The organism is Myceligenerans halotolerans, assembly GCF_054782975.1.
The window spans coordinates 134,941-160,696 of record NZ_BAAGRL010000025.1 but is presented as its reverse complement, the minus strand read 5'-3'; the positions used below and the strand labels follow the sequence as shown (position 1 = coordinate 160,696).

Sequence of the window (25,756 nt, the reverse complement as noted above, 5' to 3'; positions counted from 1 at the left end):
TGCGGGACGGAGCGGTCCCGGAAGAGGCTTCCGGGACCGCTCCGGACGGTCAGCGCGCCCGGCTCCGCACCCTCCTGTAGCACACGATCCGGCGTATCAGTGCAGTCGCGCCGAGCGCGAAGCACACCAGGGAGAAGAGCGCGAGCAGCGGGAGCAACCAGGCGGCGACGATCCAGTACTGGAGGCTGAACGAGCCGCCCTGGACGCCGATCAGCGTCGGAAGAAGCGCCCCGACGACGGTCACGAGTGCCAGCGGTATCAGCCGGAGCACCACTCCGGGGCGACGGGCCTCGTGCCGCCGGACCGCCCAGCGCGGCGCGCGCACCACGGTGAGTGTGAGGAGCGCGCCCACGATCAGGAGCAGCCCGAGCAGAACCACGTTCACGACGGTCAGCGGATTGCTCATCGACGTCGTCTCCGCGCCGTTCCGTTCGGCCAGCAGGTTGGTCGACAGCAGCCGGGGAGCCCCGACGCCGTTACCCAGGACGATCGCGGCCTCACCGGTCCCGGGTGAGAAGACCATGTCGCCGGTCCAGGTCGCCAGGGTGCCGCCGTGGCCGATCAGCGGCTGCGCGGCCACTGCCTCGTCGGGACGGGCTTCCCAGCCCAGACCGTAGTTGCCGGCTCCTGGCTGGGCGGTGTGCATCTCCTCCAGCGACTCCGCGCTCAGCGGGCCGACGTCGAGCATCCCCTGGTTGAACCGCACCCACCGCACCATGTCGTCCAGGGACGAGACGACCCCGCCGTTGCCGACGCAGGCGCCCGGCATCTCCGGGACGGCGAACGCCAGGCCCAGAACCACCTCGTGTCCCGAGGCCAGCCCGGCCGCCGGGTCCGAGCAGAGTTCCGTGGAGGTGGTGTCGTCCATGCCGAGCGGAACGAACAGTTCCTCGCTCATGAACTCGTCGAACGGCTTTCCCGACTGGACCTCGACGATGCGCGCGGCCACGGAGTAGTTCGTGTTGTGGTACTCGTACTGCGCCCCCGGGGCGGCGTCCAGGGTCTTGTCCGCCAGCGAGGCCACGGCGTCGGCGGCGCTGCGCGGGGGCGGGAACGCGTACTCGTTGTTGGTCCGGATCGACAGTCCCGAGGTGTGGCTCAGGAGGTGGCGGACCGTGATCTCGCGGAACCGCGGATCGTCCATGGTGAACTCGGGCAGCACGTCGACGACCGGGTCATCGAGGTCGAACATCCCCCGCTCCACCAGGATCATGACCGACGCGGCGGTCATCGACTTGCTCATCGAGGCGATCCGGAAACGCGTCTCCGGGGTGACCGGGTCCCCGTCGCCGTCACTGCCGCGGACGATGGTCTCGACCGTGTCGCCGTCGATCACCGCCACGGCCAGGCCGGGGTTGTCGTACGCCGCCTGGTAGGTGTCGACGAGTTCCTCGCCTTCCGTCTCGGCGTGCGCCGGAGACGCCGTGCCGACCAGGACGATGCCGGCCAGCACCGCCAGCAAGGCCAGCCCGGCCAGCAGGAGGGAGAACCGGATGGGTGGAGAGAACGGGGAACGAAGGGGTGTCGGCCGGTGTCGGATCATCACGGCATCAGCCTGGGCCGGCGCGGCGGCGCCGTGCCTCACCCCGGGGAGTGAGCCAGGTTCACCCCGAAGAGTGAGGAGGGATGCAGGCACCCGCCCGCGCGGCGCGATCGGCACCAGATCATCGGCTGATCGCCGGGCGAGCCACTCCCAGGGCGTTGTCCCTCTGGGATTCGCCCGCATACACCGGAGGGCCGCACGTGACATCAGTCAAGGAGGTTGTGCTGACGCGCCCAGCTCAGGAGTGTGGCCCCGTCGCAGGGGTACCTCGATCCGCTCGCGCGAAGCAGGTCGAGGATCTCGGCTGCTCGGCGTGAGTCGATCTTGCCGTCCTTGTAGGCACGGATGAGGAGCCACAGCGAACCGTGGACCTTGACAGTCCTCATCCGCCGGGCGATCCGTGTTGCTTGCGCATCATCGGTGATCGCGATCGCCTGTCGTACCTGCGCGCTCGCGAAGACCGTGGCTTCGCCCTGGTCGTGCGTACCAGGACCGATCGCCTGCACATATGCCGCGAGGGCGACGAGTTCTTCCATCCCCTGCTCAGGCAGAAGCTCGACCCAGGCGATCTCACTCAACGCACTGGGTCCGGCGGCGAACTCGTTGCGGACCATCTCGGTGGTGCCGACCCGGAAACCGACAGTCAGGTCCTTGAGTGCATGCATGATGCCCGCCGTCGCGAAGCCGCTCAGGCAGGTGTTGTCGATGACGAGCAGGGGGTGTGGATCGGCGGCGTCGGTCACGAGTAGAAGTCCGGTCGAAGCTCGTTGGGACCGGCCTCAACCGGCTCTGGCAAGTCGTCCTCCGGGACGCGCACGATGGCCGCACACCTCGACCTGCCGATCGAACCGTCGCGATAGGCGGCCAACCCGCCACGTGATACCGAGGCAGAAAGGTCGCCCTCGGCCAGATCCTCTTCGGGCTGCTGTCCGAATGCGCGCAGTTCGGCACGAGTCGGGTTCGGCCGGAGAGCACGAACCTCGACGTCCGTGATGAGCCCTGCCTCGACGAGGCGCGCGAGCAGGCCGCTCCAGCTGATCCGGTACATCGACGACAGCCAGATCGCTTCCTCGCGGACGCGCTGAAGCATGTGGGCACCCGCGCCGATCCGCTCGGCCCAGCGTTGGCGCACCACGGCGAGCGGCAACAGGAACTCCACGGCGAAGGCGTTGACCAAGTGCTCATGCCCCGAGGTCGCGCCGGAGACGGTCTCGGCCGAGTACACGTCATCGAAAAGATAGTGGCCGAGCTCGTGGGCCGCGGTGAAGCGCCGTCGGCCCGGATCCTGGTTCGCGTTGATCACCGCCACGCCGAACCCGTCACTCGGGAGCATGACACCGTCGGTCGCCTCACCCAGAACCACCGACACGGTGTAGAGACCGAAGTCGTCGAGCACGTCAGCCATCCGACCCAGTTGGACCTGCCCGAGTCCGGCCTCCTCGCGCACACGACGGGCGGCCTCGGCAGCATCCTCCGGAGTTTCGACCCTGCCGAGCGACCCCACGAGCCCGGCGTGCTCAGCCGGCTCGAGCGCTCCCAGCTCACGAAGCTGCTGCACGTCCGCGGTCAGATCCTCGGCGGCGAGTTCGGCGACGAGCGTCGCAGGTCGATCCTCGACCACACCGCTCCGCCGTGCGACCAGCGGTTCCGGAGAGTCGGCGACGAACCACGGCAGCGGCCGGTCCAGGAACGATGCAAGGGTCGACAGCTCGATCGCCGAGACCTTCCGAGTGCCTGTAGTGATCTTCGAGATCGCGGTGCGGTCCACACCCAGCGCCGTGGCGAGCTCCGCCTGAGTCTTCCTCGCGGCGACACGAGCAAGCTCGATACGGTCGCCAAGCTCTGCCGGTGTGATCATGTGTGCGATTCTGGCACACATGCGCTTTCGTGCCCAGCGACGGCACCCGGTCGTGCGTGGCCTTCTCGTCGCCGGTCAGTCGGGCCGCGTGTCCTCCGGCGTCAGCAGGGTGTCGTAGTGCGCGGACCGCTCCTCGAAGCGTGACAGGACGGCCCGCGCCTCGGCCGGGACGTGCGCGACCTCGTAGTCCTCGCCGACGAACTCCCGGACGGCGTCGAGCGAGTCGAACAGCATGACGGTGGAGAACTCGACCTCCCCGTCGAGCGGGCGCCGAAGCAGATAGGCGCCGTGGTAGCCGGCGAGCTTCCGCTCGGCGATGGCGGGCAGCACGCGAGTACTGACGATCGACTCGTACGCGTCAGCGTTCTCGGGGGTGGTCCATCCTCGCCAGATTCGAACGATCATGCGGGAAGTCCACCATGGGTGCTACCCGGCGCTCAAGCCGCCGGTCGGTGCGGGGGCACTTCGCCGTACCCCGGCCGGGATCGCCCCGCCCGGCCGGGGCCGGACGGCTCCGTCCACGCACGTCAGGCGCCGTTCGGATGGCCACGCACGTCAGAGGCGCCGTTCGGATAGGGTCGGGCCGCACTGTCCGGCGTCGTCCCTGGAGTCCTTCACGGTGAGTGAGTACCAGTACTACGAGTTCCTGGCGGTCGACCAGCCGCTGACCAGTGAGCAGCAGGCCGCGGTACGGGAGCTGTCGACCCGGGCACGGATCACGCCGACGTCGTTCACGAACGAGTACCACTTCGGCGACTTCAAGGGATCCCCGGACGAGCTGGTGCGCAAGTTCTACGACCTGCACCTCTACTACGCGAACTGGGGCAGCCGCCGGTTGCTCCTCAAGCTCCCCGCGGTCGCGCTGCAGGGCGTGCAGCTGGAGGAGTACATCGTGGGCGATCACATGGACGCCCACCGATCGGGCAGAAACATGATCCTGGACCTCGGGTCCGAGGACGAGGAGCACTGGGACGAGGACTTCCAGGAATGGACGCTGGGCGCGTTCACCGCGCCGCGGGCCGAACTGCTCGACGGCGACCTCCGGCCGCTGTACCTGGTGTTCCTCGCCGCGATCGGCGTCTGGGCGTACGACGAGGACGCCTTCGACTACGACGACGGCGACATCCTGGAACCACCCGTCCCGGCGGGCCTCGGCGATCTCACCGGAGCTCAACGGACCCTCGCCGACTTCCTCCGCCTGGACGACGACCTGCTGGCCGAGGCCGCCAGTGCGAGCCCGCCACGGGACGCCGTCGTCGGGCAACGCGACGCCCGCGAATGGGTGGCAGGCCTGCCGATGAAGACCAAGGACGACGCGATCGTCGCGCTCCTGGCGGGAGATCACGTGGCTGCGCGGTCAAAGTTGCAGCGCCGATTCCAGAGCGCTACGGCTGGTGACAGCGTGGAAGGCTCCCGGACGATCGGCGAACTGCTCGACAACGCGGCCAAGCGGAAGCAGCGACGGTCGCCGTGACCACGCGCGGTCGGTCGGTTGCCGGATGATCGGCCCCCGGCCTGACCGGCTGACTCACCGCCTCCAGGGGCAGGCGTCACGGATGCCGGCCGCGATCCGTGACGCAGGGACGGCCGGACGACTGCGGCTGACGCGATCCGGACGCCCGCGGCCGGACGGGAAGTGCGGTCGGTTGCCGAGTGACCGATCACTCGACAACCGACCGCACCCCCACCCGCGCGTGACCTCCCGGCGTCAGAGTTCCGCCGTCGGCTTCGCGTCCAGCTTGTCGAAGCTGTTCAGCAGGCGCACGTAGGGGGCGAACGCCTCCTCGACCTGCTCGGGCTGCAGGCCGTAGCGCGTCATGTCGTACGTGTGCGGGCGGCTGCCCGCCGGCCGGGCGATCACCCGGTCGAGCTGCGCCGCGTCGCTCTCCGTCCACGTCGCCCCGATCGCCGAGTACAGGCGCGGCACCTCGGTGTGCGGGTCGTGGCTGAGCGCGTGGTACGGCACGTCCACGATGGACGACGGCGGCACGCTCAGCCGCGCCTCCAGCCCGCTGTCCACCGACGTGACCATGGACTCCATCACGAGCCGCCCGATCTCCAGCGGGTCCGGGTCCTTCTGGTACGGCGCCCACAGCGTCTCCACGAGACTGCAGGAGGAGCCGACGACGGTCGCCGGGTCGCGATGCGTCCACACGAACGTGGCGTCCGGGAACACCTTCTTGATCGTCGTCATGTCGTTCAGGTGCGCCGGGTACTTGAGGATCCACCGCTTGGGCGCCCGGCCGTGCTGCAGCACCTGCAGGCCCCGCTTCAGGTACCCGTAGTCACCGGCCAGTTCCTCCTCGCTGCGACCCGCGTACCAGTCGCGGTAGGAGTGCATGCTGCCGTGGAACAGCGGCCAGTAGGTGCCGTGCGGCATGAGCACCAGCGACTCCTCCGGGTCGTCGGCACGGATCGGATGGATGTGCTTCAGGTTCGGCGCGAACATGCTGGTGACGATCTTGATGCTCTGGTCGAACTTCTTGATCTCCCGCTTGGCGACTGCCGGGTCCTCGAGGCCCGTGTAGGTCATCTCCCACGCGCGCGGCCCGCGGTGGGCGGGCGACGCCGCGAGCACCTTGTGGGTGAGGGTGGTCGCGGTGCGGGGCAGCCCGAGGACGAACACCGGATCGGTGATCTGCTCGTCGGCGATCTCCGGGCGCTCGGCCAGCAGTGCCTTGATGCGCAGCTGGTTGGCGTAGCGGTCCTTGACCACGGAGAGCGCGAAGAACCAGCCCAGGGGCGTCAGCCGGGGCTCCTCGACGACGCTGGCGAACACACGGCCGAGGCCCTCGGCCAGCTCAGGGTCCTGGGCGCCGGCGTCCTTCTCGATCTCGGCGACGGCCTTCGCCCAGGCGTTCGCGGGATCCTCGCGCCCCCGGACGGCGGGGCCGAAGACGGTGTTGAGGACCTTGGAGGTGCGGGTGGTTGTGGTGGTGCGGCTCACGATGCTCCTTCTCAGGAATCTTCCGCTCGGCCAGACATATGCGTTTGTATCGCGTTACGTCCGACATCTGATCAGCGCCGCCAGCCTACTCGCGCCCCACACCGTACGAGGTCGCGCGTCCGAAATCATTGCCGCGGCCAACCATCTGACAGGATGGAGCCGTGACGGGAACGAACGGTGCGGTGGCGGACTCCTCGTTCCGATTCCGGGACATCGCCGTCGTCGCCTACCTGCCGTCCGTCGTCAGTTCGATCGGGCACGGCGCCGTGCTCCCGGTGCTGGCGATCCACGCGCACGACCTGGGCGCGACCACGGCCGTGGCGGCGTTCGTGGTCGCGCTCATGGGCATCGGGCAGCTGGTCAACTCGCTGCCGTCGGGGGCGCTCGTGGCGCGGCTCGGCGAGCGCCGCACCCTGGTGATCGCCGGGCTCGTGGACGCGGTCGCGATGCTGGCCGCGTTCCTGGTGTCGTCGGTGTGGCTGCTGTGCGTGTGCGTCGTCGTCAGCGGGATGAGCTGGACGGCATTCCTGCTGGCGCGGCAGGGGTTCCTGATCGACGCGGTGCCGGTGAGTCACCGGGCGCGCGGGATGGCGCTGCTGGGCGGGTCGATGCGGGTGGGGGTCCTGGTGGGTCCGCTGCTGGGGGCGTTGCTGATCCACCTGTCCGACGTCCGTGCGGTGTTCGTGCTGGCGGCGTGCGCGTCGCTGGCGTCGGCGCTGATCGTGACCCGGATGCCGGACTTCGGCCGGGTGGCGCGCGACGTCGTGCCCCGGCGGGTGCACTCGGTGCTGCGGGAGCACCGGCGCACTCTGCTGACACTGGGCGTGGCGGTCGTCGTCATCGGCGCCTCGCGGTCGGTGCGCACGGGCCTGCTGCCGCTGTGGGCCGATCACGTGCACATCGACGCAGCGGTCGTGTCGCTGCTGTTCGCGGTGGCGGCCACGATCGACATCCTGCTCACCCTGCCGGGTGGCTGGCTGCTCGACACCCGCGGGCGGCGGGTGGTCGCGGTGCCGGTGGTGCTCGCCGTCGGCGTCGCCTGCCTGCTGCTGCCCCTGACGGACTCCGCGCTCGGGGTCGGCGCCGTGATGGCGCTCATCGCGGTCGGGAACGGGCTGGGTTCGGGAATCGTGATGACCCTCGGCGCGGACGCAGCTCCGGAGGAAGGACGCGCGCAGTTCCTCGGCGGCTGGCGGCTGTGCGGGGACATCGGCAACACGGGCGGGCCGCTGGTGGTCGCGGCGGTGGCGGCCGTCGCGCCGCTGGCCGCCGCGTCGGTGATGATCGGCGTGCTGGCACTGGCGGGCACGGCCTGGGTGGGCTACTGGACGGGCCGGGCGGACCGCACCCGCCGCGGCTAGGCGACGACGCGATCGGCGGAGTGTCGAGTGGTCGGCCGGACGTCGAGCAGTCGGCAGCCCGGGGAGCCGACCGCCCGACATCGAACCGACCACTCGACACCCCGTGCGACCACGCACCCACCCGCGCGCGACCTCCCGCTTCACAGGTCCGCCGTCGGCTCCGCGTCCAGTTTGTCGAAGCTGTTGAGCAGGCGCAGGTAGGAGGCGAACGCCTCCTCGACCTGGGCCGGCTGCAGCCCGTAGTCCGTGATGTCGTACGTGTGCGGGCGGGTGCCCGCGGGCCGGGCCAGCACCTGGTCGAGCTGCGCCGCGTCGCTCCCCGTCCAGGTCGCCCCGATCGCCGAGTACAGCCGGGGTACCTCGGTGTGCGGGTCGTGGCTCAGCGCGTGGTACGGCACGTCCACGACGGACGACGGCGGCAGGCCCAGCCGCGCGTCCAGCGCGCGCTCGATCCACGTGACCATGGAGCCCAGCACGAGCTGCCCGACCTCCACCGGGTCCGGGTCCTTCTGGTACATCGACCAGACCGTCTCCACGAGACTGCACGTCGAGCCGACGACGGTGGCCGGGTCACGGTGCGTCCACACGAACGTCGCGTCCGGGAACACCTCCTTGATCGTCGCCATGTCGTTGAGGTGCCCCGGGTACTTGACGATCCACCGCTTGCGGTCCCGCCCGTGCTGCAGCACCTGCAGACCCTGCTTCAGGTACTCGTAGTCGGCGGCCTTGTCCGCCGCGCCGCGCCGGGCGTACCACTCGCGGTAGGTCGGCATGGAGGCGTACAGCAGCGGCCAGAAGGGACCGTGCGGGAGGAGCATCAGCGACTCCTCCGGCTGCTCGGCGCGGGTGGTGTGCATGTGCTTCATCCCTGGCATGAACAGGTTCGTCATGGCCTGGTTGGCCCGGTTGAAGTTCTTGATCTCGCGCTCGGCGACCGCCGGGTCCTCAAGGCCGGTGTGCATCATCTCCCACATGAGCGGGCCGCGGTGCGCGGGCGAGGCGGCGAGCACCCGGTGGGTGAGCGTGGTCGCCGTGCGCGGCAGCCCGAGCACGAACACCGGGTCGGCGATCGGCTCGTCGAGGATCTCGGGACGCTCCGCCAGCACGTTGTTGACGCGCAGCCGGTTGGCGTACCGCCCCTTGATCGCGGCGAGCGCGAACGTCCAGCCCAGCGGCGTCAGGCGGGGTTCCTCGGCGATGCTCGTGATCACGACGCCGAGGCCCTCGGCGAACTTCGGGTCCTCGGTGCCGGCCTCCTCCTCGACCTCGGCGACGGCCTTCGCCCAGGCGCTCCCCGGATCCTCGCGGCCCCGTATGACGGGGGCGAAGACGGTGTTGAGAACCTTGGAGGTGCGGGTGGTGCGAGAAGTGCGGCTCACGATGTCCCTTCTCATGCGATCGACGTGGCGGGTCGCGGGGCGAGCGCGGGGCTCACCGGACGAACTCCTCGGGCTCCGGCGGCTGCTCGGGGCGGAAGGTGACCGGTAGCGCTTCAAGGAGGCGGAAGCGGAAGTCCGGTGCCCACCGGAGTTCGTCCGTCCGCAGCGCGAGCCTGGGCGCGAGGCGGTGGTGCAGCGTCTCGACCGCCGTCCGCACGATCAGCCGGGCCAGGTGCGGCGCCGGGCACGCGTGGGCGCCGACGCCGAACGTCAGGTGGGCGCGGCTGCCGGACCCGTCCCAGGCGCCCTCGCCGCGGATGCTCGGGTCCGAGCCGAGAGCGCCGACGGCGAGCAGGATCGCGTCCCCGGCCTGCACGAGCTTGTCGCCGAGCACGAAGTCTTCGAGGGCGATCCGCGGTGCCAGCGTTGTCACCGGCGATGCGGTCCACAGCACCTCGTCCAGCGCCTCGTCGATCCCGAGCTGCCCTCCCGCGAGCCGTCCGGCGAACCGGTTGTCCGTCAGGGAGAGGTAGAGGGTCTGCGCCAGCCAGGCCTGCAGGCCGCGGGCCGCGATGGCCGTGAGCGACAGGAGCCCGAGCGCGGCCTCCGCGGTGCTCCCGTAGGAGGCGTGCCGCGCGAGCCGGCCCGCGGGCGTGGGCTCGCCGTCCGGCCGGCGGGCCGCCGTCTGGCCGGTGAGCAGGAAGCTCATCTCGTGCACGGCCGCGGCGGTGTCCTCTCCGGCCGCCCGGCGTGAGGCGGCGTCGAACACCTGCTGCGCGGCCGCGTCGTCGAACCCGAGGAACGTGCCGAACGTCAGCTGCGGCATGGGCGCCACGTACTCGCGCACGAGGTCGGCCACGCCCGTCCCGGCGAACCCGTCGATGAGTTCCTCGCACCTGGCGCGGGTGGTCCTGGCGATCTCGGCCTCGTCGATGACGCCGAGCACGTCGTCGAGCGGGGCGCGGAGCCGGCCGTGGGCACTACCGTCCATCTGCTCCACCGTCGCCCGGCCGGCAGGTGCCAGCGGCCGCAGCAGCGGGGACTCCGAGGGTGGCGCGTCGCGTTCGTGGCCGCTCCAGGTGCCGGTGGCCGCCGTGAGCGGGAGCTGGCCGCGGGCCATCGCGACGATGGTCCGGTACCCCATCACGAGCCAGGCGCGGGCACCGGGCTCCAGTTCGACGGGCGCCAGGTCCCCCCACTCCTCGCGGAGGCGGGTGTGAATGGCGTCCACGTCGTGCGCCGTGGTCAGCTCGGGGATGGTCGTGACGGTCGCGGGATCGTCGAGTTTCACGGGCCGGCGGCCGGGATCGTCCCCGAGGGCGCCGCCGGTTCCGGCGATGCCGTCGATAGTGGTCGAGCTGGTCATCATCATGTCCCCGTCTGGGTCGGGTACAGGGTGCAGTGCTGTCTTTCGCCCGAACTCTGCCGGACATATCGCCTTGTGTCGAGATAGGTCCGGCATCCGGCCTGCTCGAACAGGGTGTGGCGGCCGTGGAGGCCCCGCCTCGGGCGAGGATAAGGCCCATGGACGACACCGCACGCTGCCCCTGCCTGTCGGGCGAGACCTACGGTGCCTGCTGCGGCCGGTACCACCGCGGCGCGGGTGCCGCCCCCACCGCGGAGGCCCTGATGCGGTCGCGCTACGCCGCCTTCGCCGTCGGCGACGCCGACTACTTGCTGGCCACGTGGTCGCCGTCGTCCCGGCCGGACACACTGCACCTGGACGACGACGTCCGCTGGCAGCGCCTCGACATCCTGCGCACCGAGGCCGGCGGGCCGTTCGACGACACCGGCGTGGTCGAGTTCGTCGCCCGCTACCGCACGCCGGCCGAACGCGGGCGCCTGCACGAGGTGAGCCGGTTCGAGAGAGTCGGCAAGCGCTGGTACTACGTCGACGGCACGACGAACTGAGGAAGCGGCTCTGGCCCGACCAGGAGATCGCGCGGGTCGGCGATGCGGTCGGCCGGTTGTCGAGTGGTCGGTCCGTTGTCCGTGCGGTCGGCCGCTTGAGGGACCGACCGCTCGGACAACGGACCGACCGCTCGACGCCGGACCCTGCCCGGCGACGCGGCCTCGGCGAGTTCTGCTCAGGCCGCGTTCGCGCGGCGGACGTCGGCCAGGTAGTCCCGCGAGGCGTCGACGAATCGTTCGATGGCGGCCTTCGAGTTCTTGCGCGCCACGTCGTAGTCCTCGCGTGAGGCCTTCGGACCGATCACGTCGACGCTCTTCATGGCCTGCTCGCCGAGCTCGACCAAGCCGGGAGCCGTCACCAGCAGCCTCACCCGGTAGCCGCGCTCGATCACGGCGGTCCGCAGCTCGAAGACCTCACGACGCAGCGCGTCGGGGTCCAGCGCCGTCTCGCCGTTGGCCAGGTGCCAGCGGTCCATCCGGACACGCCGGTAGTTGTGCAGGGCACCGCCGTACTCGGTGAACGCCTCCACCCGCTCCTGCCGCAGCCGCTCCGCCCGCGCCAGGCCCTCCTGTTGACGCACGGTGCTGCGCTGGATCCAGTACGTCGCCACCGACCCCAGCAACGTCCCGCACACGGCGATCAGACTCGTCGCGATAATTTCCACGCGCACACCCAACCACCTGCGACCGTCCACGTGAAGCTCCCTGAGCCCGCCGGCCCGGAAGATCGTCACGGACGCGGCCCGATCGCGTCCGGAGCCTGACACGCACGACGCGGAGCCGCCGCACGTCGAACCCCTCCGAGCGCGACCACGCCATCTTGGCCGATGGTTGCGTTGCCACCATGCACGATGGCGTGGTCGGCGCCGGCGGGTCGCCGACAGGCGGGGTCGACGTCGACGGCCGCCTCGCCGGTTACGGCGCGGCTGTCAGCGCGTCCGGCGTCCGAGGCGTGGCTGGACCCAGCCATTGCCGATGCTGCCCCAGGGCCGCTGGAAGAAGCCCACCCAGGACTCGCCCCCGAACCGGTGCGCCTCCGGGGAGAACGTCGGCGTCGGCGTCGGCGTCGAGGCTTTATCGGTCATGTCGGAATTAACCACACCGCGATGCTAGCCGTGGGGTGCCACGGGCCGCTGCCGCGCCGAGAACCATGCAGTTCCTTCCGCATTCGGCTCCAAAGCGGAAGGAACTGCATGGTTCGCAAGGAACTGCATGGTTCGTTGCCGCCGGGGGCCTCGGGCGGCCGCCCCACTACTTGAAAGGTTTCACATCGTCGCTCGCGATTGACGCCCCGCACCCCGCTATCTAACGTTGCAAACCCAGGCAACCGCTTTCCCTGCACCACGACTTCACGATGGAGTGAAACGTGTCCACAACCCTGAGCAGACGTCTGAAAATCCTGCTGTCCCTCCTGTCCGCCGCGTGCGTGACCGCAGCCCTCCTCGTCACCGCACCCCTCACCGCCTCGGCCCAGGTCGAGCCGGGCACCTGGTACATCGTCGAGTCCCGGCACTCGAACCTCGTCCTCGACATCACCGGGCGCTCCACCGAGCCGGGCGCCGAGCTGGTCCAGTGGAACCGGACCGACGCGACCAACCAGCAGTTCCGGTTCCTCGACGCCGGGAACGGCTACTACCGGATCCAGGTCCGCCACTCGAACCAGGTGCTCGACGTCTGGGAGTGGAATGCCGACAACGGCGCGACCATCGCCCAGTACGACGACCTGAACGGCACCAACCAGCAGTGGCAGGTCACCGAGAACTCCGACGGGTACTACACCTTCGTCAACCGCTTCTCCGGCAAGGCGCTCGACGTCTGGGAGAACTCCACCACGGCAGGCGACCGGATCTCCCAGTACAACGAGAACGGCGGCGCCAACCAGCAGTGGCGCCTGATCCCGGTCGACGACGGCGGCACCACCGATCCGCCCGGGGACGGCACCTACCAGGCCGAGGCCCTGACCCGCGGCGTCTCGACGATCCCCACCGGGTCGGGCCACCTCGTCAGCTGGCGCCTCCTGGGCACCGACTCCCCCGACACGGCGTTCCACGTCTACCGCGACGGCCAGCGCCTCACGTCCTCGCCGCTGACGGGCGCGACCAACTACTGGGACGACGGCGGATCGGGCAGCTCCACCTACTCGGTGGCGGCTGTGAACGACGGCACCGAGGGCTCGACGTCGGACGCGGAGATCCGGTTCAACTCCAGCGGCTACTTCGACATCCCGATCCAGGCACCCCCGGGCGGCTCGACGCCGTCGGAGAGCTTCACCTACGAGGCGAACGACGTGAGCGTCGGCGACCTGGACGGCGACGGCGACTACGAGTACGTCGTCAAGTGGTACCCGACCAACGCCAGGGACAACGCGCACTCCGGGTACACGGGCAACACGATCATCGACGCCTACCGGTTGGACGGCACGCGTCTGTGGCGGATCGACCTGGGCCGCAACATCCGCTCCGGCGCGCACTACACCCAGTTCCAGGTCTACGACTACGACGGCGACGGTGACGCCGAGATCACGATGAAGACCGCCGACGCCACCGTCGACGGCCAGGGCACCGTGATCGGCAACGCCGGCGCCGACTACCGCAACAGCAGCGGCTACGTGCTGTCCGGGCCGGAGTTCCTGACGATCTTCGACGGCCGCACCGGAGCCGCCGTCGACACGGTCGACTACCAGCCCCCGCGCGGCAACGTCTCGGACTGGGGCGACAACTACGGCAACCGCGTGGACCGGTTCCTGGCGGGGACCGCCTACCTCGACGGTGAATCGCCGTCGATGATCTTCTCCCGCGGCTACTACACCCGGTCGGTGATCTGGGCGGTCGACTTCGACGGGCAGAACCTGTCCACCCGGTGGATCTTCGACTCCGACCAGGCCGGCAGCCAGTACGAGGGACAGGGAGCCCACAGCCTCTCGATCGCCGACCTGAACGGCGACGGCCGCCAGGACATCATCTTCGGCGCGATGGCCATCGGCGCGAACGGGCAGCCGCTGTGGAACACCGACCTGAAACACGGCGACGCCCTGCACGTGAGCGACTTCGAGCCGTCCAACCCCGGCCAGGAGGTGTTCATGCCCGGCGAGTGGAGCACCATGCCCTCCTCCCGGCTGGTCGACGGCGACAACGGGCAGATCCTCTACCAGACCTCCCCCGACGGGGACAACGGCCGCGGCGTGGCCGCGAACATCTGGGCGGGCAACCCGGGCAGTGAGTACTGGTCGGCCGCGGTCGGCGGCCTGCAGAGCGCCAACGGCTCCAACATCGGCTCGAAGCCGTCCTCGATCAACTTCGTCATCTGGTGGGACGACGACGGCGAACGCGAGCTGCTCGACGGCACCCACATCGACAACTACTCACCGGGCGGGCGGCAGCTGACCGGCTCGGGTGTGTCGTCGAACAACGGCACCAAGGCGACCCCCGCCCTGTCGGCCGACCTGTTCGGCGACTGGCGCGAGGAGGTCATCTGGCGCACGAGCAACAACTCGGCGCTGCGCATCTACTCCACCCCGTACGAGACGGACCTGCGGATCCCCACCCTGATGCACGACCCGCAGTACCGCGTCGCGATCGCCTGGCAGAACACGGCCTACAACCAGCCGCCGCACCCGAGCTTCTACATCGGGAGCGACATGTCCCCGGCCCCCTGGCCGGACGTGGTCACGCCGTAGGGACCTCCCCGCCGGAGGCTGGGCGGATGAGCATTCCGTCCGAGCCATGAGCTTTCAGCGCATCGCCCGAGACGGGGCGGGCAGAAGTTCATGGCTCGGACGGAAAGCTCATGGTCAACGGTGCCGAGTCCTTCCCGGTGACGGGCATGCGAGCCGGCCAGGGAGGCTCGGGACCGAGATCGGCATGCCCGCGAGCGCCCGCACGGACGCTGATTCCGGCGGCGGCCGTTCAGGCCGCGCGGATCACGCCCCAGCGGCGGAGGATCAGGTACATCTCGCAGCCGAGGCACAGCCCGAACACCGCGTTGAGTCCGGCGGCGACGAAGGCCACCGCCGCGGCGATCGGCACGGCCGCCAGTACGCCGAACAGCCCCAGCACCACGCCCACCCCGGTCACGATCAGTCCGACGAGCTGAGCGAACCGCGGCGGGCGCCGGTCCTCCAGTTCCTCCGGCGGCGTGAGGCGCGGCCGCACGAACGTGCGGAAGACCCACCCCTGCCAGGTGCCCTCGGCCCCGCGCAGCGCGCCGAGCAGGAAGCCGAGCGCGATCACGGCGAGCAGCACGAGACCCGCGGTGTTCGCACCGAACAGCATGACGATCGCCAGCAGCAGCGCGGTGATCCCCGCGCCGAGCCGCGGCCCGCGCGGGTCGATCATCCCGTCCTTCCTGGTGTTCGACGGCGCCGTCATCGTGCCCACCCCTTCGTCGCAACTGCCCGGCCGGCGTCCGTCGTCGGCCACTGCTCCTTCGTAACCGCCGCCCGCCCGGCACCGTCCGCCCGCCCGGCACCGTCCGCCCGCGCGGCATCCGCCGACCGGCCCTGCCCCGCCGCCTGCCCCGGGCCGGGCACGCGGGCCAGCGCCTCGCGCGCCTGCGCAGGCGAGACGCCGCCGCTCATCCGCGCGACCTCGATGCCGTCCTGGTCGAGGACCAGGACGGTCGGGGTGCGGAGGACGGCCAGGTGACCCGTCAGGGCGAAATGGTCCTCGACGTCCAGCTCATGGTGCACGACGCCGTCCCGCGCGGCCACCGTCCCGAGCGCCCGTGCGGTCGACCGGCACGCCGCGCACACCTGCGCGGAGAACTGCACGAACGTCGCGTGCCTCCCGAGGTCCACGCCCTGAGACGCCCAGTCGACGTGCCCGTCGGCGGCCCGGGGGCCGCGCACGACACCCTGGCGTCGCGACCACGCCACGCCGACCAGCGCCGTCAGTGCGATCGCACCACCCAGCAGCAAGATTTCCATCGTTCGTCCCCGTCCATCCGGCCACGGAGACCGGACCTACTGATCTACGCATCCCATCACATCGGCATTCCCTTTGGGAACCATCGTCTTGATCTATGGACGGTTGGAGCGGCGGGGAAGGTCACGGGACGCAGCGCGGCGAAACATCAGGGGCCGTCGCGAAACACGAAAGTTACCGCGACCGCACGGGACCGACATGTCCGTCCACTTAGGTTCATTTGAACCTAATCGACGGCCCGGTCCCCGGGCCGACGCCCACGAACGGAGCACCCCCATGCGTCCTCGGTCCACGTCGCGCCCCGGCCTGACACGCCTGAGCACCGCCTCGCTCGCCGCCCTCTGCGTCGTCGCCCTCAGCGCCTGCGGCGCGCGGGTCGACAGCGGCAGCGAGGGCACCGCCACCGCCGCCGAGAGCTGCGTCGACACCTCCGGCGACACGGTCAAGATCGGCTTCCTCAACTCGCTGTCCGGCACGATGGCGATCTCCGAGCAGACCGTCCACGACTCCCTCCAGCTCGCCGCCGAGGAGATCAACGCCGACGGCGGCGTGCTCGACAAGCAGCTCGAGATCGTGTCGGAGGACGGCCAGTCCGAGCCCACCGTCTTCGCCGAGAAGGCCGGCAAGCTCATCACCAGCGACTGCGTCGCCGCCGTCTTCGGCGGCTGGACGTCGGCCTCGCGCAAGGCCATGCTGCCGGTGTTCGAGTCCCAGGACTCCCTGCTGTTCTACCCCGTGCAGTACGAGGGCCTCGAGTCCTCACCCAACATCTTCTACACCGGCGCCACGACCAACCAGCAGATCGTGCCCGCGCTCGACTACCTCGCCGAACAGGGCGCCGAATCACTGTTCCTCGTCGGCTCGGACTACGTCTTCCCGCGCACCGCGAACAAGATCATCAACGCCTACGCCGAGGCCCACGACATCGAGATCGTCGGCGAGGAGTACGCGCCGCTCGGCCACACCGACTTCTCCACCATCGTCAACAAGGTGAAGTCCGCCGACGCCGACGCCGTGTTCAACACCCTCAACGGCGACTCCAACGTGGCCTTCTTCAAGGAGTACAACAACGCCGGGATCGCGAGCGACGACATGCCCGTCGTCTCCGTGTCGATCGCCGAGGAAGAGGTCGGCGGCATCGGCGTCGAGAACATCGAGGGCCAGCTCACCGCCTGGAACTACTACCAGACCGTGGAGAGCCCCGCGAACGAGGCCTTCGTCGAGGCCTTCAAGGCGAAGTACGGCGAGGACCGGCCCACCTCCGACCCCATGGAGGCCGCCTACACCTCGCTCCACCTCTGGCGGGCGATGGTCGAGAAGGCCGGCTCCTTCGCGGTGGACGACGTCGTGGCCGCCGCCGACGGCGTCACCTACGACGCCCCCGAGGGCCCGGTGGTCGTGAACGGCGAGAACCACCACATCGCCAAGACCGCGCTGGTCGGAACCATCGGCGAGGACGGCCTGATCCACACCGAGTGGAGCTCCGAGGAGCCCATCGAGCCCGACCCGTACCTCGAGGGCTACGACTGGGCCGACGGCCTGTCCTGACCCGCGGACACGAGACGGACCCTTCATGGACATCATCGCCCAGCTCTTCGCCGGACTCAGCCTCGGCTCCGTCCTCCTCCTCGCCGCCCTGGGTCTCTCCCTGACCTTCGGCCAGATGGGCGTCATCAACATGGCCCACGGGGAGTTCATGATGGCGGGCGCCTACACGGCGTTCGTGGTCCAGGGCGTCGTCGGCGACGCCGGCGTGAGCCTGCTGCTGGCGCTCCCGCTCGGCTTCGTCGTCGGCGGCCTGCTCGGCCTGCTCCTGGAGGCGACGCTCATCCACCGCATGTACCGCCGGCCGCTGGACACGCTGCTCGTCACCTGGGGTGTCGCGCTCGTGCTCCAGCAGGTCGCGCGGGACGTGTTCGGCGCACCCAACGTGGACGTCCGCGCACCCGCGTGGCTCTCGGGCGCCGTCGAGATCGGCGGGCTCGCCCTGCCGAAGACACGCCTGTTCATCCTGGCGCTCGCCGCGGTCTGCGTGGTCGCCCTGGCGCTCGCCCTGCGGGCCACGCCGCTCGGCCGGCGCATCCGCGCCGTCGTGCAGAACCGGGACCTGGCCGAGGCGTCCGGCATCTCGTCGCGCGCCACCGACCGGGTCACCTTCTTCATCGGGTCCGGGCTGGCCGGCGTCGCGGGGGTAGCGCTCACGCTGCTCGGCTCGATCGGGCCGACGCTCGGGACCAACTACATCGTCGACGCGTTCCTGGTCGTCGTGGCGGGCGGCATCGGGCAGATCAAGGGCACCGTGATCGCGGCGACGGCACTCGGCCTGATGCAGTCGTTCTTCGAGTACTCCACGACGGCGTCGGTCGCCAAGGTGCTCGTGTTCGTCGCGATCGTGGCCTTCCTGCAGCTACGACCCCAAGGGCTGGTCTCGGTCCGGACGAGGAGTCTCGCATGACCGCTCTCACCGCACTCGTGCGGCCCGGGCGCACCCGGACCCTCGCGGCGTTCGGCCTGGCCGCCGTCCTGCTGCTGCTCGCGCCCGCCGTGCTCAGCCCGTTCCGCCTCGACCTGCTGGCCAAGTTCCTGTGCCTCGCGATGGTCGCCGTCGGGATCGGCCTCGCCTGGGGCCGCGGCGGCCTGCTCACCCTGGGCCAGGGCGTCTACTTCGGCCTCGGGGCCTACCTCATGGCCATGCACCTCAAGCTCGCCGACGCCGGACCGGGCGGCGTGCCGGACTTCATGCTCCTGTACGGGACGGGGCAGGTGCCGGGCTGGTGGGAGCCACTGCGCTCCCCCGTCGCGGCGATCCTGCTGATCCTGCTGGTCCCGGCAGCGCTCGCCGCGGCCCTCGGCTGGGCCGTGTTCACCCGCCGGGTGCGGGGCGCGTACTTCGCGATCCTCTCCCAGGCCCTGGCGGCCGCCTTCGCGATCCTGCTCATCGGCCAGCAGCAGACCACCGGCGGGACGAACGGGCTCAACGGGTTCCGCGCGTTCTTCGGCTACGACCTGGCCGACCCGGTCAACAAGCAGATGCTCTACCTGATCGCCGCCGGCGTCCTGCTCGCGATGGTGGCCGTGGTGCGCCTGCTCACCGTCTCCCGGTTCGGCGAGCTGCTGGTGGCGGTCCGCGACCAGGAGGACCGCGTCCGGTTCCTCGGCTACGACCCCGCCCTGGTGAAGGTCGTCGCCTACGTCGTCGCGGCCGTGATGGCCGCGGTCGGCGGGGCGCTGTTCGTGCCGATCGTCGGGATCATCTCGCCGGCCGACGTCGGCGTCGTCCCGTCCATCGGGTTCCTCATCGGCGTGGCGATCGGCGGGCGCGCGACCCTGCTGGGCCCGGTGCTCGGGTCGATCGCGGTGAGCTGGGCGCAGACGTCGATCTCCGAGCAGTTCCCGTCGGGCTGGATCTACTTCCAGGGGGCGATGTTCATCCTCGTCGTCGCCTTCCTCCCCGGAGGGCTCGCCTCGGTCGCCGGGACCATGTGGCGGCGGCGCTCCGCCGCGCCGGACGCCGCAGCCGGTGCAGCCGGTGCGATGGCCGACGACGACGGCGGGCCGGGTACCGACCTCGCAACGGAGAGGAGCCGGGCATGAACGACACACCATCAACGGAGCAGCGGCCGGAGACGGCGGCTCCACAGCCGGCGACGGCGAGCCCACGGCCGGAAGCGGAGACCGAACGACCGGAGACCGAGACCGGCCGGCCGGAAGCCGAGATCGACCTGGCCGCCGCCGACGCCCTGCTCGGCACGGACGCCGCCCGGTTCCGGCACGACTACCTGGAGGTGCGGGGGCTCCGTGTCGAGTTCGACGGCTTCGTCGCCGTGCGCGATGTCGACCTCACGGTCACTCAGGGCGACCTGCGGTTCCTCATCGGGCCGAACGGCGCGGGCAAGACGACGCTGATCGACGCGGTGACGGGGCTCGTCCGGGCGGCTGGGTCGGCCGCGTTCGGCGGGACGGAACTTCTCGGGCGCACCACCCACCGGATCGCGCGCGCCGGGGTGGGCCGGACGTTCCAGACCGCGAGCGTCTTCGAGGAGCTGACCGTGCTGCAGAACCTCGACATCGCGGCGGGCGCACGACGCCGGCCGCTGACCCTGCTGCGGCGACGGGCGGGCACACCCCCGGCAGTCGAACAGGCACTGGAAACGGTCGGGCTGACGGCGCTGCGCGACGCCCCGGCCGGCGTGCTCGCCCACGGCCAGAAGCAGTGGCTGGAGATCGGGATGCTGCTCGTCCAGGACGCCCACCTGCTCCTGCTCGACGAGCCCGTCGCGGGGATGACCCAGGCCGAGCGCGAGGAGACCGGGGAACTGCTGCGGCGCATCGGGTCGCAGCGGGTGGTGGTCGTCGTCGAGCACGACATGGAGTTCCTGCGCGCCTTCGCCGACTCGGTGACCGTGATGCACCAGGGACGGGTGCTCGCCGAGGGCACGGTGAACGAGGTGCAGAACGATCCCGCCGTCGTCGAGGTGTATCTCGGCAACGGCGCGTCGCCGTCGAACGCCGCGGCGCCGTCGGGCAACGCGGCGGCGTCGGGCAACGGCGCGGCGTCGTCGGGCGCCTCGGCGTCGTCGGACACGGGCGCCTCGGCGTCGTCGGACGACGGCACGACGGACGCGGCGCCCCCGCAACCCGCCACGACGGAAGGAGATCTCCCGTGATGCTCGAACTGAGCGGCGTGACCACGGGCTACGGCCGGACCACCGTGGTGCACGGTGTCGACCTGACCGTCCCCGACGGCGCGCTCACCGCCGTCCTGGGCCACAACGGCGCGGGCAAGACGACGCTCCTCCGTGCGGTGCTCGGCCTGCTGCCGGTGCGCGCGGGCGCGGTGCACCTGGACGGCGCGGACGTCACGTCGCTCGCGCCTCACAAGCGGGTGCGGCGCGGCATCGCCTACGTGCCGCAGGGCCAGCAGTCCTTCGGACGCCTCAGTGCCCGGGAGAACCTGCAGGTGGTCGCGGACGCGCAGGGGCGGGCGGGCCGGCGTCGGACGGACGAGGCGCTGGACCTCTTCCCCGCGCTGCGCGACCTCCTCGGCCGCCAGGCAGGGTTGCTGTCGGGCGGTCAGCGCCAGCAGCTCGCCATCGCCCGGGCGCTGGTCACCGGGCCGCGCCTGCTCGTCCTCGACGAGCCGGTCGAGGGCATCCAGCCCAACGTGGTGACCGAGATCTACGACGCCATCTCGGCGCTCACCGCCGCGGGCAGCCTGTCGGTGCTGCTCGTCGAGCAGCACATCGGCTACGCCGTGGAGCACGCCGCCGAGTTCGCGGTGCTCACCTCCGGCCGCGTCGCCCACCGCGGGCAGGGCGGCGGCGCGACCGCGGCCGCCGACGCCCGGAAGGCACTGGCCCTGTGAGCGCCCGGTCGCAGAGCCCGACGGCGGCCCGGACTGCGCCGGCTGCGCGCGACCACGCCATTTTTGGCGACCACGCCATTTTGACCGATGGTTGCGCTCCCACCCAGCAGAACGGCGTGGTCGACGCCGGCGCTGCGACCGATCGAGAGGGGTCCCATGCGTTTGACGCCTGGGGATGTTGAGAAGTTGTTGCTGGCTACCGCCGGGATGGTTGCTCGGGACCGGCTGGGGCGCGGGGTGCGGCTCAATTACCCGGAGTCCGTGGCGCTGCTGTCCTGCTGGGTGATCGAGCGGGCGCGCGACGGCGCCGACGTCGCCACGCTCATGGACGCCGGCCGCGAGGTCCTCACCCGGGAGCAGGTCATGGACGGCGTCGCCGAGATGCTCGTCGACGTCCAGGTCGAGGCCACGTTCCCCGACGGCCGCAAGCTCGTCACCCTGCACCACCCCGTCCAGTAGGAGGCCCCCTATGTCAGCCCATGCGTCCGCCGGGCCGGGCGCCGTCCGCGTCGCTCCCGGCCGCATCGAGATCAACGCCGGCCGCGCACCGCACGAGCGCCTGTCCCTCGTCGTCCTGAACACCGGGGACCGGCCCGTCCAGATCGGTTCCCACCTGCACCTGCCCGACGCCAACGGCGCCCTCGAGTTCGACCGGGAGGCCGCGCACGGTTTCCGGCTCGACGTGCCCGCGGGCACGTCCCAGCGGTTCGAGCCCGGCGCGAGCCGCCGGGTCGACGCCGTGACGATCCGCGGGGCGCGCCGCGTGCCCGGCATCCAGCGCGGCAAGGACGACGGCGGCGCGCTGGGGCCGGTCCGCGCGCGCCCGGACCAGGCGCTTCCGGTGTCGGTCGATCCGGTGGCGGTCGATCCAGTGTCCGTTGACCCGACATCGATCGACCCGGCGTCCGCCGACCCAGCGCCCGGACACCCAGCCGCCGGCCACCCGGCGCCCGGACACCCGGATTCCGCCCATCCAGGATCCGTCGACGAGCAGGAGGAACGCTGATGGCGTGGATCGACCGCGAGCGCTACGCCGCCCTGTACGGTCCCACGGTCGGTGACCAGGTGCGCCTGGGCGACACCGATCTGTGGATCGAGGTCACCGAGGACCGCACGGCGGGCGGTGAGGAGGCAGTGTTCGGCGGGGGCAAGTCGATCCGGGAGTCGATGGCGCAGTCGTCCCGTACCCGCGCGGAGGGCGCGCTGGACACGGTGATCACGAACGCCGTCGTGCTGGACTGGTGGGGCGTGATCCGGGCCGACGTCGGGGTGCGGGACGGGCGCATCGTCGCCCTGGGCCGGTCGGGCAACCCTGATATCGCCGACGGCGTGCACCCGGACCTGGTCATCGGGCCGTCGACCGACGTCATCTCCGGTGAGGGGAAGATCCTCACGGCCGGGGGTTTCGACCCCCACGTCCACCTGCTGTCGCCGTCGCCGCTGTACGAGGCTCTGGCCACGGGCATCACCACCGTGGCGGGCGGCGGGACCGGACCGTCCGAGGGGTCCAAGGCGACGACGGTGACCGGCGCGGGGCATCTGCGGCACGTCCTGCGCGCCCTCGACCCGGTGCCGGTGAACGTGCTGCTGCTCGGCAAGGGCAACACGGTCAGCGCGGACGCCCTGGCGGAGCAGGCGCTGGCGGGAGCGGGCGGGTTCAAGCTGCACGAGGACTGGGGCTCCACCCCGGCGGCGCTGGACTCCGCCCTGCGCGGCGCGGAGGAGTGGGGGCTGCAGGTGGCCCTGCACTCGGACTCGCTGAACGAGGCGGGGTTCGTGCAGTCGACGATCGACGCCATCGACGGCCGGTCGATCCACGCCTTCCACGTCGAGGGCGCGGGCGGCGGGCACGCGCCGGACATCCTGACGATCGCCGCTCTCCCGCACGTGATCCCGGGCTCGACGAACCCGACTCTCCCCCACACGGTCAACACGGTGGCCGAGCACCTCGACATGCTCATGGTCTGCCACCACCTGAGCCCGGCGGTCCCGGAGGACCTGGCGTTCGCCGAGTCCCGCATCCGCGCGACGACGATCGCCGCGGAGGACGTGCTGCACGACATGGGGGCGCTGTCGATCACGTCGTCCGACGCGCAGGCGATGGGCCGGATCGGCGAGGTGATCACCCGCACGTGGCAGGTGGCGCACGTGATGAAGCACCGCCGCGGCCCGCTGGGCAGCTCGGAGCCGGCGGACAACGAGCGGGCGCGGCGCTACGTCGCCAAGTACACGATCAACCCGGCGATCGGCCACGGCGTCGCCGATCATGTGGGCTCGGTGGAGCCGGGCAAGCTGGCGGACCTGGTGCTGTGGGACCCGCGGTTCTTCGGCGTCCGGCCCGACCTGGTGCTCAAGGGCGGCGTGATCGCGTGGGCGGCGATCGGCGACCCGAACGCGTCGATACCGACGCCGCAGCCCGTGCTGCAGCGTCCCGCGTTCGGCGACGCGATCGCGGGCGACCTCTCGCTCGCGTTCGTCGCCCCCGCCGCGATCGAGGACGGGCTGGCGGACCGGCTCGGGCTGCGCCGCGAGCTGGCCGCGGTGACACCCACCCGCGACGTGGGGAAGGCGGACATGCGCAACAACGACGTCCTGCCCCGGATCGACATCCGGCCCGACACGTTCGAGATCCGCGTCGACGGCGATCTCGTCGAGCCGGCGCCCGCCGTCCGCCTGCCGCTCACCCAGCTGTACTCGATGTTCTGAAAGGCGGCACGTGACCTCACCCCACGCGCTCTCGGTGGCGATGCTGCTCGCCGACGCCCGCCTGCCCAGCGGCGGGCACGCGCACTCCGCGAGCCTCGAACCGGCGCTGCTGGGCGGCCTGCCGGTCGCGGCGGTGCCCGCCTGGCTCACCGGCCGCGCGACGACGGTGAGCCTGGTGGAGGCGGGCACGGCCGTGGTGACGGCGCGGCTGCTCGGCGCGGCGGCCGACGTCGGCCGGGGTGACGACGACCGGGGCGGCGACGACCGGGCTGGAAACCTACCCGCGCATTCTCTGGCCGACGTCGTCAGCGCGTGGGCGGCGCGCACACCCGCGCCCGCGCTGCGCGACGCCGCCCGCCTGCTCGGTCGCGGCTACCTGCGGCTCGCGCGCTCCCTCTGGCCGGAGACGCCCGCGGTACGGGCCGTCGCCGCGCACGCCACCACCCATGGCCCGCTCCCCCGCGCGGTGGTCCTGGGGGCGGTCGCCGCGGCGACCGGTCTGCTCCCCACCGACACCGTGCGCCTCACCGTGTACGACGACGCCCAGACCGCAGCGTCGGCCCTGCTCAAGCTCGAACCGCTGGATCCGGTCACCCCCGCGCGCTGGGTCCTCGACTCGTGCGCCGCGGCGGAGCCGCACGTGCTCCGCGTCGCGGCGTGCACCACCCCGGAGGACATTCCGGCCTCCGGTTCCCCGCAGACCGAGGGCTGGGCGCAGGCCCACGCCCTCCTGAGCCAAAGGTTGTTCCGTGCCTGACTCCCCCCTTGTCCCTGTGCCCGCTTCCGCTCCCGTCACGGCGTCAGGCTCGCAGCCCGGCGGCCCGGCCGTCCCCGAACCGAGCTCCGCGGCCGACGTCACCCGGCCGCCCTCCCGGGCGCTTCGCCTCGGGGTCGCCGGTCCCGTGGGCGTCGGCAAGTCGTCCCTCATCGCGACGATCTGCCGGGCGCTCGGCGCCGAGCTGCGCATCGGCGTCATCACCAACGACATCTACACCGACGAGGACGCGAAGTTCCTGCGTTCGGCCGGCGTTCTCGAGCCCGAGCGCATCCGCGCCGTGGAGACGGGTGCCTGCCCGCACACCGCGATCCGCGACGACGTCACCGCGAACCTGCTGGCGGCCGAGGACCTGGAACGCGACTTCGACCCACTGGACCTCGTGATCATCGAGTCCGGCGGGGACAACCTCACGGCGACGTTCTCCCCCGCGCTCGTCGACGCCCAGATCTTCGTGCTGGACGTGGCCGGCGGCGGGGACGTCGCCCGCAAGGGTGGTCCCGGGATCGGCCGCGCCGACCTCCTCGTCGTCAACAAGACCGACCTCGCGCCGTACGTGGGCGTCGACGTCGCGCGGATGGTCGCCGACGCGTCGGCGGCGCGGGAGAACCGTGCGGTCGTCGCGCTCTCCCGCAGCGACGAGACGTCGGTGGCGGAGCTGCGCTCCTGGGTGCTCGACGTGCTGCGCAGCTTCCGCGCCGGCGCGCACGTCGCGCAGGATCCCGGCCCCATGGCGCCGCACTTCCACGCGGACGAGGACGGCGGCCACGTGCACAGCCACGACGAGGACCAGGTACACGACCACGCCCACACCCACTGACCGCCCGATGTCGCGGATCCTCCCCCGGGCTCTCCCCGCCGACCCGGTCCCCTCGGAGCTCACCCGAGACGGCCTCCCGGCCGGCGCCGACCACGCCATTCTGCGTGGTGGCAGCACCACCATCGCCCAAGATGGCGTGGTCGCGCGCCGGCACCTTCGGCCCCCGGAT

Annotated in this window: 25 protein-coding genes; 14 read left to right on the top strand and 11 right to left on the bottom strand. The window is 71.2% G+C overall.

All coding sequences use genetic code 11. From position 1 onward, the window contains the following. Window positions 1–49: 49 nt before the first annotated feature. The 4 genes from ACYVK5_RS17350 to ACYVK5_RS17335 form a co-directional block, all read right to left on the bottom strand. Complete coding sequence (locus tag ACYVK5_RS17350; RefSeq protein ID WP_460707222.1) at window positions 50–1,543, bottom strand: serine hydrolase domain-containing protein; 1,494 nt, start codon at window positions 1,541–1,543, stop codon at window positions 50–52. Window positions 1,544–1,749: 206 nt separating this feature from the next. Continuing rightward, the gene (locus ACYVK5_RS17345) at window positions 1,750–2,286 is read right to left on the bottom strand and encodes a DUF3368 domain-containing protein (RefSeq protein ID WP_460707201.1); all 537 of its coding nucleotides are present in this window, start codon (window positions 2,284–2,286) and stop codon (window positions 1,750–1,752) included. Further along, entirely contained in the window at window positions 2,283–3,401 is a 1,119-nt protein-coding gene (locus ACYVK5_RS17340) for a helix-turn-helix domain-containing protein (protein WP_460707200.1), read from the bottom strand. The genes ACYVK5_RS17345 and ACYVK5_RS17340 overlap by 4 nt, the downstream gene beginning before the upstream one ends. Window positions 3,402–3,476: 75 nt before the next feature. Continuing rightward, a complete protein-coding gene (locus ACYVK5_RS17335) occupies window positions 3,477–3,806 on the bottom strand; it encodes a hypothetical protein (protein WP_460707199.1) in 330 nt (109 codons plus the stop codon). Window positions 3,807–4,020: 214 nt separating this feature from the next. Between ACYVK5_RS17335 and ACYVK5_RS17330 the strand changes: the two genes are divergently transcribed. Beyond that, window positions 4,021–4,875, top strand: coding sequence for a hypothetical protein (locus ACYVK5_RS17330; protein ID WP_460707198.1), 855 nt, complete (start codon window positions 4,021–4,023; stop codon window positions 4,873–4,875). A 234-nt stretch (window positions 4,876–5,109) separates the two neighbouring features. On the opposite strand, the gene ACYVK5_RS17325 is transcribed toward ACYVK5_RS17330, so the two are convergent. Continuing rightward, window positions 5,110–6,348 carry a sulfotransferase family protein gene (locus ACYVK5_RS17325; RefSeq protein WP_460707197.1) on the bottom strand — a complete coding sequence of 413 codons (1,239 nt, stop codon included), beginning with the start codon at window positions 6,346–6,348 and terminating at the stop codon, window positions 5,110–5,112. A gap of 161 nt (window positions 6,349–6,509) precedes the next feature. On the opposite strand from ACYVK5_RS17325, the gene ACYVK5_RS17320 reads away from it, so the two are divergent. Next, entirely contained in the window at window positions 6,510–7,709 is a 1,200-nt protein-coding gene (locus ACYVK5_RS17320; RefSeq protein WP_460707196.1) for an MFS transporter, read from the top strand. A 140-nt stretch (window positions 7,710–7,849) separates the two neighbouring features. Here ACYVK5_RS17320 and ACYVK5_RS17315 read toward each other — a convergent pair whose 3' ends face one another. Together ACYVK5_RS17315 and ACYVK5_RS17310 are read right to left on the bottom strand one after the other, a co-directional pair. Continuing rightward, window positions 7,850–9,088 carry a sulfotransferase family protein gene (locus tag ACYVK5_RS17315; RefSeq protein ID WP_460707195.1) on the bottom strand — a complete coding sequence of 413 codons (1,239 nt, stop codon included), beginning with the start codon at window positions 9,086–9,088 and terminating at the stop codon, window positions 7,850–7,852. A 52-nt stretch (window positions 9,089–9,140) separates the two neighbouring features. Next, window positions 9,141–10,454 carry a cytochrome P450 family protein gene (locus ACYVK5_RS17310; RefSeq protein ID WP_460707194.1) on the bottom strand — a complete coding sequence of 438 codons (1,314 nt, stop codon included), beginning with the start codon at window positions 10,452–10,454 and terminating at the stop codon, window positions 9,141–9,143. Window positions 10,455–10,612: 158 nt separating this feature from the next. Between ACYVK5_RS17310 and ACYVK5_RS17305 the strand changes: the two genes are divergently transcribed. Further along, entirely contained in the window at window positions 10,613–10,999 is a 387-nt protein-coding gene (locus ACYVK5_RS17305; protein ID WP_460707193.1) for a YchJ family protein, read from the top strand. Window positions 11,000–11,175: 176 nt separating this feature from the next. On the opposite strand, the gene ACYVK5_RS17300 is transcribed toward ACYVK5_RS17305, so the two are convergent. Next, window positions 11,176–11,694 (bottom strand): hypothetical protein, encoded by a 519-nt coding sequence (locus ACYVK5_RS17300; protein ID WP_460707192.1) that lies wholly within the window; start codon window positions 11,692–11,694, stop codon window positions 11,176–11,178. Window positions 11,695–11,928: 234 nt separating this feature from the next. Beyond that, window positions 11,929–12,084: a hypothetical protein gene (locus tag ACYVK5_RS17295; protein ID WP_460707191.1), complete on the bottom strand. Its 156-nt coding sequence runs from the start codon at window positions 12,082–12,084 to the stop codon at window positions 11,929–11,931. 281 nt (window positions 12,085–12,365) lie between these two features. On the opposite strand from ACYVK5_RS17295, the gene ACYVK5_RS17290 reads away from it, so the two are divergent. After that, window positions 12,366–14,675 (top strand): rhamnogalacturonan lyase family protein, encoded by a 2,310-nt coding sequence (locus ACYVK5_RS17290; RefSeq protein ID WP_460707190.1) that lies wholly within the window; start codon window positions 12,366–12,368, stop codon window positions 14,673–14,675. Window positions 14,676–14,904: 229 nt separating this feature from the next. Here the strand turns inward: ACYVK5_RS17290 and ACYVK5_RS17285 are convergent, their stop codons facing one another. Both ACYVK5_RS17285 and ACYVK5_RS17280 read right to left on the bottom strand, forming a co-directional pair. After that, the gene (locus ACYVK5_RS17285) at window positions 14,905–15,366 is read right to left on the bottom strand and encodes a DUF4395 domain-containing protein (RefSeq protein ID WP_460707189.1); all 462 of its coding nucleotides are present in this window, start codon (window positions 15,364–15,366) and stop codon (window positions 14,905–14,907) included. Continuing rightward, a complete protein-coding gene (locus tag ACYVK5_RS17280; protein ID WP_460707188.1) occupies window positions 15,363–15,923 on the bottom strand; it encodes a thioredoxin family protein in 561 nt (186 codons plus the stop codon). Before ACYVK5_RS17280 ends, ACYVK5_RS17285 begins: the two co-directional genes overlap by 4 nt. Before the next feature lie 274 nt (window positions 15,924–16,197). Here ACYVK5_RS17280 and urtA point away from each other — a divergent pair, with 274 nt between their 5' ends. The 10 genes from urtA to ureG all read left to right on the top strand — a co-directional run bounded on the left by urtA (window position 16,198) and on the right by ureG (window position 25,587). Further along, window positions 16,198–17,469 (top strand): urea ABC transporter substrate-binding protein, encoded by a 1,272-nt coding sequence (gene urtA, locus ACYVK5_RS17275; protein WP_460707187.1) that lies wholly within the window; start codon window positions 16,198–16,200, stop codon window positions 17,467–17,469. Between the two features lie 25 nt (window positions 17,470–17,494). After that, window positions 17,495–18,376 carry an urea ABC transporter permease subunit UrtB gene (gene urtB, locus ACYVK5_RS17270; RefSeq protein ID WP_460707186.1) on the top strand — a complete coding sequence of 294 codons (882 nt, stop codon included), beginning with the start codon at window positions 17,495–17,497 and terminating at the stop codon, window positions 18,374–18,376. After that, on the top strand, window positions 18,373–19,515 hold the full coding sequence (gene urtC, locus ACYVK5_RS17265) for an urea ABC transporter permease subunit UrtC (protein WP_460707185.1): 1,143 nt from the start codon (window positions 18,373–18,375) through the stop codon (window positions 19,513–19,515). Before urtB ends, urtC begins: the two co-directional genes overlap by 4 nt. Then, window positions 19,512–20,588, top strand: a complete 1,077-nt coding sequence (gene urtD, locus ACYVK5_RS17260) for an urea ABC transporter ATP-binding protein UrtD (protein ID WP_460707184.1) — start codon at window positions 19,512–19,514, stop codon at window positions 20,586–20,588. Before urtC ends, urtD begins: the two co-directional genes overlap by 4 nt. After that, the gene (locus ACYVK5_RS17255) at window positions 20,588–21,286 is read left to right on the top strand and encodes an ATP-binding cassette domain-containing protein (protein WP_460707221.1); all 699 of its coding nucleotides are present in this window, start codon (window positions 20,588–20,590) and stop codon (window positions 21,284–21,286) included. Before urtD ends, ACYVK5_RS17255 begins: the two co-directional genes overlap by 1 nt. Before the next feature lie 156 nt (window positions 21,287–21,442). Beyond that, window positions 21,443–21,745, top strand: a complete 303-nt coding sequence (locus tag ACYVK5_RS17250; protein ID WP_460707183.1) for an urease subunit gamma — start codon at window positions 21,443–21,445, stop codon at window positions 21,743–21,745. A 10-nt stretch (window positions 21,746–21,755) separates the two neighbouring features. After that, window positions 21,756–22,292 carry an urease subunit beta gene (gene ureB, locus ACYVK5_RS17245; RefSeq protein WP_460707182.1) on the top strand — a complete coding sequence of 179 codons (537 nt, stop codon included), beginning with the start codon at window positions 21,756–21,758 and terminating at the stop codon, window positions 22,290–22,292. Continuing rightward, window positions 22,292–23,992: an urease subunit alpha gene (locus ACYVK5_RS17240; RefSeq protein ID WP_460707181.1), complete on the top strand. Its 1,701-nt coding sequence runs from the start codon at window positions 22,292–22,294 to the stop codon at window positions 23,990–23,992. The genes ureB and ACYVK5_RS17240 overlap by 1 nt, the downstream gene beginning before the upstream one ends. Before the next feature lie 10 nt (window positions 23,993–24,002). Next, on the top strand, window positions 24,003–24,749 hold the full coding sequence (locus ACYVK5_RS17235; protein ID WP_460707180.1) for an urease accessory protein UreF: 747 nt from the start codon (window positions 24,003–24,005) through the stop codon (window positions 24,747–24,749). A 145-nt stretch (window positions 24,750–24,894) separates the two neighbouring features. After that, window positions 24,895–25,587, top strand: coding sequence for an urease accessory protein UreG (gene ureG / locus ACYVK5_RS17230; protein WP_460707220.1), 693 nt, complete (start codon window positions 24,895–24,897; stop codon window positions 25,585–25,587). Window positions 25,588–25,756: the final 169 nt, after the last annotated feature.